Below are 14499 nucleotides of genomic sequence, written 5' to 3'. Positions count from 1 at the left end.
CCGGAGATTTCCGTTTGCCCGCCGGGTTAGCATATTGCCGCCCGTTTGTCTTCTCAGCGCTGAACCGCAATCAGCAGGAACATCGGCCGGTCCAGCTCCTCGGCCCAGTCTGGATTGTCTTGGAGCTCATCTTCGCTCGGGCTCCACTCCTCGACATGGCGAATGGCAAAACCGGCCGCGATCAAGGTGTTGAGCGTGGTGCCGAGCTTGCGATGCTGCTTGACGACACCCTTGGCGAGCCAGTCGGTGGTGCGCGGACCTTCGACGGAATAGCGGTCGAGCGGCCAGATGCGCCGCCCTTCGGCATCGGTTGCCCAGGCGGGATTGGTCGGCGCCATGAAGATCGGATGCTCGATGGTGAAGACGAATTGCGATCCCGGCAAAAGCGCGCGATAGACCGTCGCGGCGAGACCGGCGAAATCCTCGATATAATGCAGCGCCAGCGAGCTATAGGCGAAATCGAAGGAGGCTTGAGCAAGTCTGAGACGCTCGAGATCGGCGATCTCGTAGGTGATCGCTGCGTCAGCCGTATCGGCCCTCGCTCTGGCGATCATCTTTTCCGAGATGTCGAGCGCAAGCACGCTTGCAGCACCCTGGCTCACGGCAAAACGCGAAAACCAGCCGAAGCCGCAGCCGAGATCGACAACACGCTTGCCGGAAAGATCGGGCAGCAACGCGCGCACCGCCGGCCACTCCGATGCTCCGTCGAGCCCGTGCAAGGATCGTCTCATGCCGCTGTATCCGGCGAAGAATTCCGGTCGGTCGTAGATATTCTGGGCCATCGGCACTCCTCCCTTAAGAGCAGGAATACCATGCCCCCTCGTCCGATCTCAAGGATCAGACGGGTCCGCTCAGCCGTTGTCCTGCGCCAGGATGATCTCGAGGAAGGCATCGCCGTAACGTTCGAGCTTCGCCTGCCCGACGCCTGATATGGCGAGCAACTCCTTGCGGCTGCGAGGTCGCTCCGTGGCGAAGGCGATCAGCGTCGTATCGGGGAAGACGACATAGGGCGGCACGCCGAGCGATTTGGCGATCGCCATGCGCTCGGCCCTGAGCGCCTCGAAAAGACCGCCGTCTGCGCCTGACAGTCCCGATTTGCGTTCGCTGCGCTCTGCCTTCTTCGTGCGCCGTTCCGAGGCCGGGCGGTCCTTGCGGAAGAACACCTGCCGCTCGTGCTTGAAGACGGCGCGCGCCTCCGGCTCCAGCTTCAGCGCCCCGAAAGCCTCGTGGTCGACGCGGATCAGCCCCATGGCGAGCAACTGGCGGAAGACCGACTGCCAGGCGCGCGCCGGAATATCCTTGCCGGCGCCGAAGACCGGCATCTCGGCATGGCCGAAACGTTCGGTCTTTTCGTTGACGTTGCCGAGCAGGACATCGACGACATGGCCAGCGCCGAAACGCTCGCCGGTGCGGTAGACGGCCGCCAGCGCCTTGATCGCCGCCTCCGTGCCCTCCCAGGTCTCGACCGGCTTCAGGCAGGTGTCGCAATTGCCGCATTGTCCGGCATGCGCTTCGCCGAAATGGGCAAGAATTGCCTGACGGCGGCAGGAGGCGGTCTCGCAGATCGCCAGCAATGCGTTGAGCTTGGCGCGTTCGACCCGCTTGATCTCCGCGGCGGCGCTGCCCTCGTCGATCATCCGGCCGCGCTGGATGACGTCGGCCATGCCATAGGCCATCCAGACTTCGGACGGCAGGCCGTCGCGGCCGGCGCGGCCTGTCTCCTGATAATAGGCTTCGACCGAGCCCGGCAGGTCGAGATGGGCGACATAACGCACGTTCGGTTTGTCGATGCCCATGCCGAAGGCGACGGTGGCGACCAGGCAAAGATTCTCTTCCTTCAAGAAGGCATCCTGATTGGCGTCACGAACCGCCCTGTCCATGCCGGCATGATAGGCACGGGCGCGAATGCCCTGGCCGTTCAGCCATTCCGCCGTATCCTCGACCTTGGCGCGCGACAAGCAATAGACGATGCCGCTGTCGCCCTTGTGGCCGGACAGGAACCTCAGCAGTTGCTGGCGCGGCTGGTCGCGCTCGACGATCTCGTAGGCAATGTTCGGTCGGTCGAAGCTGGTGGTGAAGATTTCGGCAGCATCGAGCCCCAGCCGCTCGATGATGTCGTCGCGCGTATGCGGATCGGCCGTCGCCGTCAGCGCCACTCTGGGAACACCGGGATATTGCTCGCCAAGCCGGCCGAGAGCGCGATATTCCGGCCGGAAATCATGACCCCATTGCGAGACGCAATGGGCCTCGTCGATGGCAAACAGCGCGATCTTCTCGTTGGCGATCAGCTCGCGGAAACCATCGGTCAGAATGCGCTCGGGCGTCACATAGAGAAGGTCGAGCTGGCCTGCCGAAAGCGCGCGGCGAACCTCGACGAACTCCTCGCGCGACAGCGACGAATTGAGCGCGGCCGCCCGGATGCCGAGCTGCTTCATCGCCTCCACCTGATCGCGCATCAGCGCAATTAGCGGCGAAACGACGATACCGACGCCGTCGCGGCAGAGCGCCGGGATCTGGAAGCACAGCGATTTGCCGGCACCCGTGGGAAAGAGCACGACCGCATCGCCGCCGGAAACCACATGCTCGACGACTTGCTGCTGCTTGCCGCGGAAGGAGGAATAGCCGTAGACCTGCTTGAGGATATCGAGCGGCGAGCGGCCGGAAGAAAACAGCGCGCCGGAAGCGGAAAAGTCCGGTTCGTTTCGTTCGGTCAGCGACATCAGTGGTTCGCCGCCCCTTTGACGCGGCCGGAAAGCACGCCGAAGCCATCGATGATGGCCTCCTGGTTCTCTAGGCGCACCCCTTCGAAATGCACTTCCTGCTGCGCGCGCATCAGCTGAACGATCGCCTCGCCGTCGCCGGCTTCGGTCGCCAGCGCGATTTCGCGCTCGAGCTCGATCTTCTGCCGGCGCAACGCCTTCGCCCGCTTGTGGGAGGCCAGCGCCTGGCGGTATCCCTCACGCGCATCCTCCATCGCCGCCTCCTCGGTCGCGATCCACAGCCGGGCATTGCGCACCTGCTGGTCGAGGCTCTTGATGAGCGGGCCGAAGCCTTCGAATTCCAGCCTTTCGGTCAGATATTCGCGTGTCAGATGCGGGCCGGCGACAGCCGCGGCCGCCCCCAGCATCGCCGACCAGAGCCGCTGCAGCTCGCGGCTGTCATATTCGATCGCGGCGATCTCGTCATAATCGTCGATCATCAGCGAGGGGTGATTGACGACGGTCAGCGCCAGCACGCTTTCCCGCAGTGCCGTATTGTTCTGGTGGCCACGCACCGGGCCTGAACGGGCGAGCCTTTCGGAAATGACGCTCGGGCTTTTTGGCCCGGCCTTGCCCGCATTGTCGCGGCCCGTCCGGTAATTGCCATTGCCGTTGAAGCCGCCGCGGCGATCGCCATTATTGCGGTTCTGGAACTGCGGCTGGAAGAAGACGTTCAGCCGATCGCGAATATCCTGCTGGTAGTGACGGCGGACGTTCTCGTCGGCGATGACAGCGACCAATTGCTTCAGCCGCGCCTCGAGCTCGGCGCGCGCCTCGGGCGTGTCGAACTTGCCGGTATTGATCTCCCGGCTCCAAAGCATCTCGGAGAGCGGCTTTGCCTGGCTCATCACCTTGTCGAAAGGCGCACGCCCATCATCGCGCACCAGATCGTCGGGATCCTTGCCGTCGGGCAGAAGCGCAAAGCGAACGGAACGGCCGGGCTTCAGATGCGGCAATGCCAGTTCGGCGGCGCGGTTGGCAGCGCGGATGCCGGCGCCGTCGCCGTCGAAGCAGAGCACCGGCTGCGGCACCATCTTCCAGAGCAGCTCGAGCTGGTTTTCGGTGAGCGCCGTGCCGAGCGGCGCGACAGCATTCTCTATGCCCGCCTGATAGAGCGCGATTACATCCATATAGCCTTCGACGGCGATGATTGTGCCGGTCGCATCGTCGTCCTGACCGTCGCTGCGGCCCGGTCCCTGGATCGCGCGCCGCGCGCGGGCGAAATTGTAAAGGACATTGCCCTTGTGGAAGAGCTCCGTCTCGTTGGAGTTCAGATATTTCGCCGGCGCATCGGCCGACATGGCGCGGCCGCCGAAAGCGATCACCTTTTCCCGCGACGAAAGGATCGGGAACATGATGCGGTCGCGGAAACGATCGTAGGAAACCGGCACGTTTTCATGGACGACCAGGCCGCAGGCCTCGATCTGCTCCTTGGAGACACCCTTGCCGGCGAGGAATTCCTTGAGCGCATTGCGACTGTCAGGCGCAAAGCCGAGACGGAAGGTCTCGATGGTGCGCCCCGTCAATCCGCGGTCGCGCAGATAGGCGCGCGCCCTCGCCCCGTTCGCCGTCTGCAGCTGATCCTGGAAAAATTGTGTCGCCATTTCCATGACGTCGATCAGCGAGCCGCGCTCCTTCTCGCGCTTCTCCATCACAGGGTCGGCAAGCGGCATCGGCACGCCGGCCATATCGGCGATCTGCTGCACCGCCTCGGGAAAGCTCAGGCCCTCCAGCTCGGTCAGGAAGCGGAAATGGTCTCCGGTGACGCCGCAGCCGAAGCAGTGGTAGCGGCCCTTTCGGTCCTCGCAATGGAAGCTCGGCGATTTCTCGCCATGGAACGGGCAGCAGGCCCAGTAATCGCCGCGCGACACGTTGGTCTTGCGCTTGTCCCAGCTGACGCGGCGCGAAATCACGTTCGAAATCGGAACGCGATCGCGGATATCATCGAGAAAGGTGTTGGAAAAGCGCATTTATACCTCTTGGCCAACCTCCATATAAGCTGCTTTTCCGCTCCATGCCACGAAACTTGTCATGAAAACCCGCTATTCACAGGCTATGTGGCGGTCATCGTCGGTTCCGATTATCCAATCAACAACACGTTATCGCCCCCTGCGACAGGGTGCGACATTATTGTCCCTTCAGAGCCAGAATTCCGTCGTCAGAAAAGCTTCGGCAAGAGCGGCGGCATCCAACAGAGGTGAGAAAAAATATTTTTGAAACAATGGATTACCCCTTCAGATGATTGCGCCTCATCATTCTGCTCGCCACTTCCCGACAGTCCGCCTCGACGCCTCTTAAACCACCGTTTCCGGCAATTATTATTTTTTTGTAATTTGAATATGCCGCTGCACCGCAATAGGTTCGATCTCAACAAAGCGATCCCCGAGCGAAGCACCATCCCTACCCCCGGCGCCGCTTCGCAAGGGTGCCTTTGCAAATACCCTCCGGCTTGGGCTTCGGCCCTGCGTGCCGGCGGACGCAAAGAGCAAGAAGGCAGGAGCGCCCCCAGCTCCTGCCTTCTTAAATTTTGTGCTCTCTTGCGACGACTCTCCTTTTGAAATTAACCGCTTATTGACAAAACCGTTGACAGGCGGCGCTCGCATGAAAGATGGATGCGCCGAACTCCCTGGACCTCTCCAAATGGCTTTTACCGCGGACAATCTTGCAGCAGACGACCGCTTTCTCGCGGCCATCCTTCATTGCGCCGATCAGATGCTCGCCATCTATCGCGAGAGCCCGCGCATCGCCTCGATCTTCGCCGCGCAGCAGCGCTGGCTGATGGCCCATGCCGGCTTCGCGCTTCATTACGGTTATTCCGACGACGGGAAGAGCGGCGGCCTCTATTCCGGCCGCTTCATCGATTTTGCAGTCAGGAACGATATTGCCAGCCGCAACACGGCCGCGGCCTTCATGCAGGAAATGCTGGCCTATCGCTTCCTGCGACCGGTTCCCGGTCCCGATAAGCGCACACGCTACCTCGAGCCCACCGAAATCGCCGAGCAGCATTTCGCCCGATGGCTCGTCGCCCATATGATGATCCTCGACGGTCTCGACGGTGGTGAGCGCGCCAATAAGATCGCCGCCGAGCCCTCGGCGATGATGGCAGCGATCCAGCCGCTGATCGCAAGGGCGATCATCGGGAGTGAGGCGGTCCGCAATCCGGGCGCCACCTTCAACCTCTTCAACTGGGCGAATTCCGGCGGGCTGGTGATGGACTACCTGATCTCGCGCCTTCCCGAATTTCCAAGGACGGCCGACCGCGTCGTACTCGGCCCTCTGTCGCTCAGGGAAATCCGCGAACAGTTCATGATCTCCAACACCCACCTGAAGCGCCTTCTGATGCAGGCGGCGACCATGGAGAGCATTGGCTGGACCGAACCCTCCCGCAAGGGCGACTTCTGGCTGTCGGCCCACTTCATCCGCGAATATTGGAATTATCAGGCAGCGAAATTCGCCATCATCGATGCCGCCGCCGAAGCGGTGCTCGGGCCTGCGGTCCGTGACGAACCGCAGGCAAGACGCGCCATCTGAGGCTTATCCGTTCAACAGTTCCTTGACCGTCGCCGACGCCTTGGCGAAATCCATCTGGCCGGCATAACGCTCCTTCAGCGCCGCCATCACCTTGCCCATGTCCTTGGCGCCCGCGGCACCCGTCTCGGCGATGATCGCCGACACGTTGGCGCGCACTTCACTGTCCGAAAGTTGCTTCGGCATGAAATCCTGGATGACGGTGATTTCCGCGCGCTCCTTGGCGGCAAGCTCCGGCCGGGAATTCTCCTCGTAGATCTTGGCCGATTCGTCGCGCTGCTTCACCATCTTGGCGAGAATCTGCAGGATCTCGTCGTCGCTCGCCTGCTCCTTGCCGATGCCGCGATTGGCGATATCCCGGTCCTTGACCGCGGCCTGAATCAGCCGGACGGTGGAAAGCCGCTCCGCATTCTTGGCCTTCATCGCCTCTTTCAGCTGGGTGGCGAGTTGATCGCGCAGCATGGTCTTCACTCCTGTTTTGATGCCGCTTCATAAACCAGGCTGATGCGGGGGATCAAATAAATTGCGCGGTCGGCGCGATAAAGCGCAGGAAAACGGCGGCAATCTCGGCTACAAAGATTGACGCTAAGCGATTGCGTGGCTATTTACCGCCACCTGCACCAAAATTCGTGATCAGGCCTGAAGCGCGCGGCATTGCCGCGTCCACACGCCTGCGAGATCAAAAGGCGGCGAGCCGCGGCAACGCGCCCGCCTGCCGGAAATGGGATGAAGATGACCGCGACAGCACCCTGGACAATCGAAAAGCCGACCGCCCTGCTCGTTCTTGCCGACGGCACGGTCATCGAAGGCAAGGGCATCGGCGCCACCGGCAAGGTGCCGGCCGAAGTGGTTTTCAACACCGCGCTGACAGGCTACGAGGAGATCCTGACGGACCCTTCCTATCTCGGCCAGATCGTCACCTTCACCTTCCCGCATATCGGCAATATCGGCACCAATGATGAAGACATCGAGGATCTGACTCCTGCCGCCCGCCATGGCGCCGTCGGCGTCATCTTCAAGGCCGACATCACGGACCCCTCGAACTACCGCGCCGCCAAGCACCTCGACCAATGGCTGAAGGCCCGCGGCGTCATCGGTCTCTGCGGCATCGACACGCGCGCGCTGACCGCTTGGATCCGCGAGAACGGCGCTCCGAACGCGGTGATCGCCCACGACCCGAACGGCGTCTTCGACATCGAGACGCTGAAGGCCGAAGCCAAAGCCTGGAGCGGCCTCGAAGGTCTCGACCTTGCCAAGATCGCCTCGTCCGGCCAGTCCTCGCAATGGGTCGAAACGCCGTGGGTGTGGAATGAAGGTTACGGTGAACTCAAGGCGACGGACGCGAAATACCACGTCGTCTGCCTGGATTACGGCGTCAAGCGCAACATCCTACGCCTGTTTGCCGGCCTCGGCTGCAAAGTGACGGTCGTGCCGGCCGCAACGAGCGCCGAAGATGTGCTCGCCATGCAGCCGGACGGCATCTTCCTGTCGAACGGCCCGGGCGATCCGGCGGCAACCGGCGAATATGCCGTGCCCGTGATCAAGACGCTTGTTAAGACCGATATCCCGGTCTTCGGCATCTGCCTCGGCCACCAGATGCTGGGGCTCGCACTCGGCGCGAAGACCGAGAAAATGCATCAGGGCCATCATGGCGCCAACCATCCCGTCAAGGACCATACCACAGGAAAGGTCGAGATCGTCTCGATGAACCACGGCTTCGCGGTAGACTCGAAGTCGCTGCCCGATGGCGTTGAAGAGACTCATATTTCACTTTTCGACGGCACCAATTGCGGCCTGCGCGTCCTCGGCAAGCAGGTCTTCTCGGTCCAGCACCACCCGGAAGCCTCTCCCGGCCCGCAGGACAGCCACTATCTCTTCCGCCGCTTCATCAACATGGTGCGCGAGAAGAAGGGCGAACCGGCGCTCGCCGAACGCTGATTTCAAGCAACACCGATTTCCGATGAAGGCCCGCTTACAGCGCCGCGCGTCTTTTCAGCCGCAAAGGACGCTGTAACACTTTGAATTGCTACATAATTCCTTAAATCGATTCCGATTTGAGGAATTATGCAGCGGCCGGGCCTTTTTCTTTATCCGCCTCTTGACATCAGCTTAACTTGAGGAATTACAGATCTGCCTGCAGACATCTGATGCAGGAGAAAACTGGATGAACGGAGCTTTCTTTCGAGTAGACAAGTTCATCGTGCCGGCGGCGGCGCGAGAAGAATTTCTCGTCAGAGTGATGATGACCCACAAGCTGCTGGAAGCGCAGGACGGTTTCATCGATCACAGGGTGCTGGAGCAGGTCGCCGGTCCGGGCGAATTCAATTTCGTCACGATTGCCGAATGGGAAAATACAGAGGTCGTCGAACGCGCGCGGGCCGCCGTCGCTGCGGCTCACAAGGCCGCCAATTTCGATCCGCAGGAAATGTTTGCGTGTCTCGGCATTCGTGCAGATATCGCAGGCTACAAGCCTGTCGCGGCCTGACCGCAGAGGCGGCCGGCTCAGGCGTGGGCCAGTTCCGCCTCCCGGCGAAGAAGAAGGTAGAAGCGCGCGCAGAGCATGACGGCGGCGGCCGCCAGTCCGACGAGGAAGCCGAACCAGATGCCGATGCCACCGAAACCCAGCGGGAAGGCAAAGGCCCAGGCGAGGAAGAAGCCGATCGGCCAGTAGGCGATCAACGCCATGACCATCGGCACGCGTGCGTCCTTGAGGCCGCGCAGCAATCCATTGGCAATCACCTGCAGCCCGTCGACGAGCTGGAAAAGTCCGGCAACGACGATCAGCGGCCCGGCATAGGCAAGCACCCTAGGCGCTTCGGGCGAGTTGACGTCGAGGAACCAGCTGCCGAGGAATTGTGGCATGGTGGCAAAGAGCACGCTGCCGACCGCCGAAATGGCGCAGGCGAGGATGAGCACCGTGATCGAACCGCGCACCAGCCCTTGATAATCGCCCTGCCCATGCGCGACGCCGACGCGCACCGTCGCCGCTTGGCTGAGGCCGAGCGGGATCATGAAGGCGATCGAGGCCCATTGCAGGGCAATGCCGTGGGCGGCGAGCTCGATGGTGCCGATATAGCCCATCAAGAGCGAAGCCACCGTGAACAGGCTGACTTCGGCGAGGATGGTGACGCTGATCGGGAAACCGAGCCGGATGACCTCCAGCAGCGCATGCCAGTCGGGCTTCCAGAACCGCACGAAGATCTCGTAGCGGCGCGTCTCTTCCCGCCGCTGCACGAAAGCCAGGATGAACAGGAAGCCGGCTGTCTGCACGGCGACCGAAACGATCGCCGCACCTTCGAGCCCCATCGCCGGAAAGCCGAAATGGCCGAGCACGAGCATATAGGCGAAAATCGCATTCATCAACAGCGTGGCGATGGTGACGTTGAGGATGATGCCCGCCTTGCCGATGGCGCTGACCAGCGCGCGCATGACATTGAAAAGCAGTGCCGGCAGCACGCCGAACTGGCCGATCATGATGTAGCCGTGAGCGAGCTTGGCCACCTCGGGCTTCTGCTGTGCGAAAAGGAGGATCTGCTCCGAATTGAAGAAGGCCGGCTGCATGATCACCCAGTATGCGATCACCACCCACAGACCCATGCGCAGCGACCGGCGCACCGAGACGAGGTCGCCGCGGCCATAGGCCTGTGCCACCATTGGAATGACGGCGATGGCAAAGCCCGAGCCGAAGATCAGGATCGTGAACAGGAACTGCGCCGCAAGCACCATTGCCGCCAGATGCTCGGCGCCGAGGCGGCCGACGATCATCACGTCGGTGGTGTTGATGCCGAGCTGGGCAAGCTGCGCGCCGATCAGCGGAACGCCGAGCGCCAGCGTGGCGCGGAAATGTGCGCCCCAACGATTATCGGTTGTCGGCGCAAGCCTGCGCGCGTCGATCGGCGTGTCCATGACACCAGTCCTGTGATTGAAATATGCGTCGCCGCAACTTGCGGCGAAATACCATCCGGGCTTAGATCAAAGCCCTGCAAAGAACTACCCCAAATGAGGCAGATGATGAAAAATTCATCATCGCATCACCATTTCTGATCGGTCAGCCCGTGGCTTCCAGCGCCTCGGCCGGCTCCCTCACCCGAACCCTTGTGAGGAATACCCCGGCGGCCAGAAGGATGAGCACGGCGGCCGTGAGATACGGCGCGCCGGCAAAAGTGACAGGCGCCTCGGGCCGCGTGAAGTAGGAAAACATCTGCGTGAAGATCAGTGGCCCGACAATGGTGGTGATGCTGCTGAGACTGGTCAGCGCGCCCTGCAGCTCGCCCTGCGCCGACGGCGGCACCATGCCGGCGGCGATGCTGCGCAGCGGCGGGTCGGCGACGTTTTCGATGACGGTCGCGACGATGACAACGTAAACCACCCAGCCCTCCCAGGCGAAGGCATAGCCGGTCAATCCTGCAGCTGAAAAGCAGATGCCGAGAAGAGCGGTCTTCCACTCGCCGAGCACCGGCACGATCCGCGGCAGAACCAGCCCCATGACGGTCGCGGCGCCGATGCCGTAAATGCCGAGCGACAGGCCGATCTGTCCCTCGCTCCAACCGTAGCGATAGGTTGAGACGAACGACCAGACCGAGGGATAGACGGCATGCGCCAGGAAGAATAGGAACATGACGAGGCTGACCCAGCCGATGCCGGGATAATGGCGCATCTGGCGCAACGCGCCGAGCGGATTGGCGCGTTTCCATTCGAACCGGCGGCGGTTCTTCGCCTCCAGCGTTTCGGGCAAAAGGAAGCAGGCGGCGATGAAATTGACAAGCGACAGCGCAGCCGCGCCGAGGAATGGCACACGGGGGCCGAATTCGCCGAGGACACCGCCAACGACGGGGCCGATGGTGAAGCCGACGCCGAAGGCGATGCCGATCAGCCCGAAATTCTTCGCCCGGTTCTCCTCCGTGCTGATGTCGGCGATATAGGCCGAGCAGGTGGCGAAGCTGCCGCCGCTGATGCCGGCAAGCACGCGGCCGACGAACAGCATCCAGAAGCTGGTGGCGATGCCGCAGATGAAATTGTCGATCGCGAAGGTCAGCACCGAAAGCAAAAGGATCGGCCGGCGGCCGAAACGGTCGGACAGGTTTCCGAGCAGCGGCGCGAACAGGAATTGCATGCCGGCATAGACGAGCATCAGCCACCCGCCGTCGATCGCCGCATCGCTGACGCTGCCGCCGGTCAGTTGCTCCAGATAGGCGGGCAGCACCGGCATGATGATGGCGATGCCGATAATGTCGAGGAAAAGGATGATGAAGACCAGGAAAAGGCCGCGGCGAACAAATTTCGGGTCAAGCATGAGGCATCTCTACAGCGGTTGGTCCTGAAAAGACGATCTCGTCGCCGAGAAAGTGACATAGCTCAGAAAAGAAACCGAAACAATCCGTGAACATTTCAAAGCTTTTGATAATGCTGTACGGGAATTTATGAGAGATCTCAACCGGAGGGCGCGCGCTGCCGTTCCAGCTTCAGAAAATCGAGAGCCGCCCAGCGGATCGTCGGGCAACGCGTTCTCTTGCAATCGCCGCGACGGCATCCAGATCACAAGAGAGACCGGTCATTGTGCATTCCCCCGCACAGCCTGTTTGATACTCTCCGATTATCGCCCGAATGCGAAAGCGGTAGAACGGCAGCATCGATGACGACGCCCGGCGCGGATATGCGATCGCGCCGCGGCGCAGAAGATGGAGAAGACAATGCAGACCTATCGTTTGGGAAAGACCGGACCCGATGTCTCGGCCATCAGCCTCGGCTGCATGGGTATGTCGGGCATGTACGGCCCGTCCGATCGCGCAGAAAGCATCGCGACGATCCATGCCGCCCTCGATGCCGGCATCAACCTGCTCGACACCGGCGATTTCTACGGCATGGGCCATAACGAAATGCTAATCGGCGAGGCATTGAAGGGCCGCAGGCGCGAAAACGCCGTCATCAGCGTCAAGTTCGGCGGCTTGCGCGATCCCGTCGGCTGCTGGAACGGCATTGACGCCCGCCCGGTCGCGGTGAAGAACTTCCTCAGCTATACGCTGCAGCGCCTCGGCGTCGACTATATCGACATCTATCGTCCTGCCCGCCTCGATCCGAACGTGCCGATCGAAGACACGGTCGGTGCCATCGCCGACATGGTCAAGGCGGGTTATGTCAGGCATATCGGCTTGTCGGAAGTCGGCGCCGATACCATCCGTCGCGCCGCCGCTGTCGCCCCGATCGTCGACCTGCAGATCGAATATTCGCTGATCTCGCGCGGCATTGAGGAGAAGATCCTGCCGACGACACGCGAACTCGGCATCTCGATCACCGCTTACGGCGTGCTCTCGCGCGGCCTGATCAGCGGCCACTGGCAAAAGGGCCACGGTGGGACGGCCGGCGATTTCCGCGCCTACAGCCCGCGCTTCCAGGAAGGCAATATCGAGCAGAACCTCGCTCTGGTGGAGAAGCTGCGTGAGATTGCCGAGGCAAAGAGCGTGTCTGTCGCCCAGATCGCCATCGCCTGGGTTGCCGCCAAGGGCAAGGATATCGTCCCGATCATCGGCGCTCGCCGCCGCGATCGATTGACGGAGGCGCTCGGCTCACGCGCCGTCGATCTTTCACCGCAAGATTTCGCCATCATCGAACGCGCCGTGCCGAAAGATGCGGCCGCGGGTGGGCGTTATCCCGAACACATGCTGCAGCATATGGACAGCGAGAAATAAGGACGGATCGGGAGGGCCGCGATGAGTGTTGTGCCATGCGCCCTTCCTCTCCACTCCTAAATCGGCCCGGAGAACGTATCGCAGGCCGACAACTGGCCGCTGTCGAAGCCACGCTTGAACCATCTGACGCGCTGCTCCGAGGTGCCGTGGTTGAAGCTTTCCGGGACGACGTAACCCTGTGACCGCTTCTGCAGCGTATCGTCGCCGATCTGCTGGGCGGCGTTCAGCGCCTCCTCCAAGTCGCCGGACTCCAGCAGGCCCTTCTGCTGGGTATATTTGCCCCAGATGCCGGCGAAGCAGTCGGCCTGCAGCTCGACGCGCACGGACATCTTGTTGGCCTCGGCCTCGCTCATGCGCTGGCGGGCCTGGTTGAACTTCGGCAGGATGCCGAGCAAGTTCTGCACGTGATGGCCGACCTCGTGGGCAACGACATAGGCCTCGGCAAAATCGCCCGACGCGCCGAACCGGTCGGAAAGCTCCCGGAAGAACTCGGTGTCGAGATAGACCTTGTGGTCGCTCGGGCAGTAGAACGGACCTGTTGCCGCCGATGCCGAGCCGCAGGCCGAAGCCGTCGAGCCCGAAAACAGCACGAGGCGTGGCTCCTCGTAATTCTGGCCCTGCGCCTGGAAAATGCCCTGCCAGGTATCTTCGGTCTCGGCAAGAACGGTGCGCATGAAGGCGGTCATCTCGTCATTGGCAGGCGTGCGCGTGCCGCCGGACTGGCTCTGCTCGTAGCCGGGACCGCTCGTCGTGCCGCCGGTATCGAGCACCTGCATCAGGTCGATACCCATCGCCTTGAAGATAAAATAGATGACGACGAGGAAGATGATCGTGCCGATGCTGAGGCCACCGCCGGCCCGGCGAACGCCACCGCCGGAGGGGAAATTAAAGCCGCCGCCGCGGCCGAAACCGCCGCCGGTCGGATCGCCGCGGCGATCCTCGATATTGTCGGACTGACGCCGGCCTCTCCATTCCATCTTCGCTCTCCCCGGCAATGCCCCTGCTTGCACTCAAGCAATCTATATATCCGTCGGCGGCCGGAATTCCAGCGACTTCATTCGCACCGAAAACAAACGTCTCGGCGGCCTCACTTGTTCGTTGAGCGTGGTTGCGGTGGTCCTTTCTGTCCGGCGCCTTTGTGGGCGATGCCTGGCCACTTTCCCTCCTCTTGGCGCGCCAACTCCTTATCCACTGTCTCCCGCGAGCCTTCTGCCGGTTCTTTGTCTTTAGGATCTACCATCACAGTCTCCAGTTTTTTCTCAGCCGCGAACTTTTACGGGCATGATATTGTTCCCGTAAATCAGCGGGCAGACCCGCATGATTGAACATTTCACCCACGGACGCACCACTGGATCTCTTCCTGTGACAGGATCATGGTTGAGCCGCCGAATCCAGACGGATCGGACTTGAGGAAGCGCCCGACGCCCTCACCAATCCGGCGGGTGACGGCGAAATCCAGGTGCTGGTCGTGTCTGACGAGAAGTAGCCCTTCGCGCCGTGTTGGATTCGTGTCGATTCCGCGATTT

11 protein-coding genes are annotated in these 14499 nt (G+C 61.8%); 4 read left to right on the top strand and 7 right to left on the bottom strand.

The window, feature by feature from the left end; all coding sequences use genetic code 11:
* Positions 1-53: 53 nt before the first annotated feature.
* From ACS4RR_RS09715 to dnaG, 3 genes are all read right to left on the bottom strand, one after another.
* A complete protein-coding gene (locus ACS4RR_RS09715) occupies positions 54-782 on the bottom strand; it encodes a class I SAM-dependent methyltransferase (protein ID WP_017965217.1) in 729 nt (242 codons plus the stop codon).
* A 69-nt stretch (positions 783-851) separates the two neighbouring features.
* Entirely contained in the window at positions 852-2720 is a 1869-nt protein-coding gene (gene recQ, locus ACS4RR_RS09710) for a DNA helicase RecQ (protein WP_222279928.1), read from the bottom strand.
* The gene (gene dnaG, locus ACS4RR_RS09705; RefSeq protein ID WP_260109106.1) at positions 2720-4729 is read right to left on the bottom strand and encodes a DNA primase; all 2010 of its coding nucleotides are present in this window, start codon (positions 4727-4729) and stop codon (positions 2720-2722) included. The genes recQ and dnaG overlap by 1 nt, the downstream gene beginning before the upstream one ends.
* A 670-nt stretch (positions 4730-5399) precedes the next feature.
* Between dnaG and ACS4RR_RS09700 the strand changes: the two genes are divergently transcribed.
* A complete protein-coding gene (locus tag ACS4RR_RS09700; RefSeq protein WP_222386522.1) occupies positions 5400-6290 on the top strand; it encodes a hypothetical protein in 891 nt (296 codons plus the stop codon).
* Between the two features lie 3 nt (positions 6291-6293).
* Here ACS4RR_RS09700 and ACS4RR_RS09695 read toward each other — a convergent pair whose 3' ends face one another.
* Positions 6294-6749 carry a GatB/YqeY domain-containing protein gene (locus ACS4RR_RS09695; protein WP_222386523.1) on the bottom strand — a complete coding sequence of 152 codons (456 nt, stop codon included), beginning with the start codon at positions 6747-6749 and terminating at the stop codon, positions 6294-6296.
* A 270-nt stretch (positions 6750-7019) separates the two neighbouring features.
* On the opposite strand from ACS4RR_RS09695, the gene carA reads away from it, so the two are divergent.
* Both carA and ACS4RR_RS09685 read left to right on the top strand, forming a co-directional pair.
* On the top strand, positions 7020-8225 hold the full coding sequence (gene carA, locus ACS4RR_RS09690; RefSeq protein ID WP_032985309.1) for a glutamine-hydrolyzing carbamoyl-phosphate synthase small subunit: 1206 nt from the start codon (positions 7020-7022) through the stop codon (positions 8223-8225).
* Positions 8226-8451: 226 nt separating this feature from the next.
* A complete protein-coding gene (locus ACS4RR_RS09685; RefSeq protein ID WP_260109107.1) occupies positions 8452-8772 on the top strand; it encodes an antibiotic biosynthesis monooxygenase family protein in 321 nt (106 codons plus the stop codon).
* Between the two features lie 17 nt (positions 8773-8789).
* Here ACS4RR_RS09685 and ACS4RR_RS09680 read toward each other — a convergent pair whose 3' ends face one another.
* Together ACS4RR_RS09680 and ACS4RR_RS09675 are read right to left on the bottom strand one after the other, a co-directional pair.
* Positions 8790-10193 (bottom strand): MATE family efflux transporter, encoded by a 1404-nt coding sequence (locus tag ACS4RR_RS09680; protein WP_456190016.1) that lies wholly within the window; start codon positions 10191-10193, stop codon positions 8790-8792.
* Between the two features lie 142 nt (positions 10194-10335).
* Entirely contained in the window at positions 10336-11580 is a 1245-nt protein-coding gene (locus ACS4RR_RS09675) for a TCR/Tet family MFS transporter (RefSeq protein ID WP_260109108.1), read from the bottom strand.
* A 397-nt stretch (positions 11581-11977) separates the two neighbouring features.
* Between ACS4RR_RS09675 and ACS4RR_RS09670 the strand changes: the two genes are divergently transcribed.
* Positions 11978-12973 carry an aldo/keto reductase gene (locus tag ACS4RR_RS09670; RefSeq protein WP_260109109.1) on the top strand — a complete coding sequence of 332 codons (996 nt, stop codon included), beginning with the start codon at positions 11978-11980 and terminating at the stop codon, positions 12971-12973.
* Positions 12974-13029: 56 nt separating this feature from the next.
* Here the strand turns inward: ACS4RR_RS09670 and ypfJ are convergent, their stop codons facing one another.
* The gene (gene ypfJ, locus ACS4RR_RS09665) at positions 13030-13950 is read right to left on the bottom strand and encodes a KPN_02809 family neutral zinc metallopeptidase (protein WP_017965273.1); all 921 of its coding nucleotides are present in this window, start codon (positions 13948-13950) and stop codon (positions 13030-13032) included.
* Positions 13951-14499: the final 549 nt, after the last annotated feature.

It is taken from the genome of Rhizobium zaerense, from assembly GCF_051810725.1.
GTDB classification, from domain to species: domain Bacteria; phylum Pseudomonadota; class Alphaproteobacteria; order Rhizobiales; family Rhizobiaceae; genus Rhizobium; species Rhizobium leguminosarum_I.
This window is presented reverse-complemented; position numbering and strand designations above follow the sequence as displayed.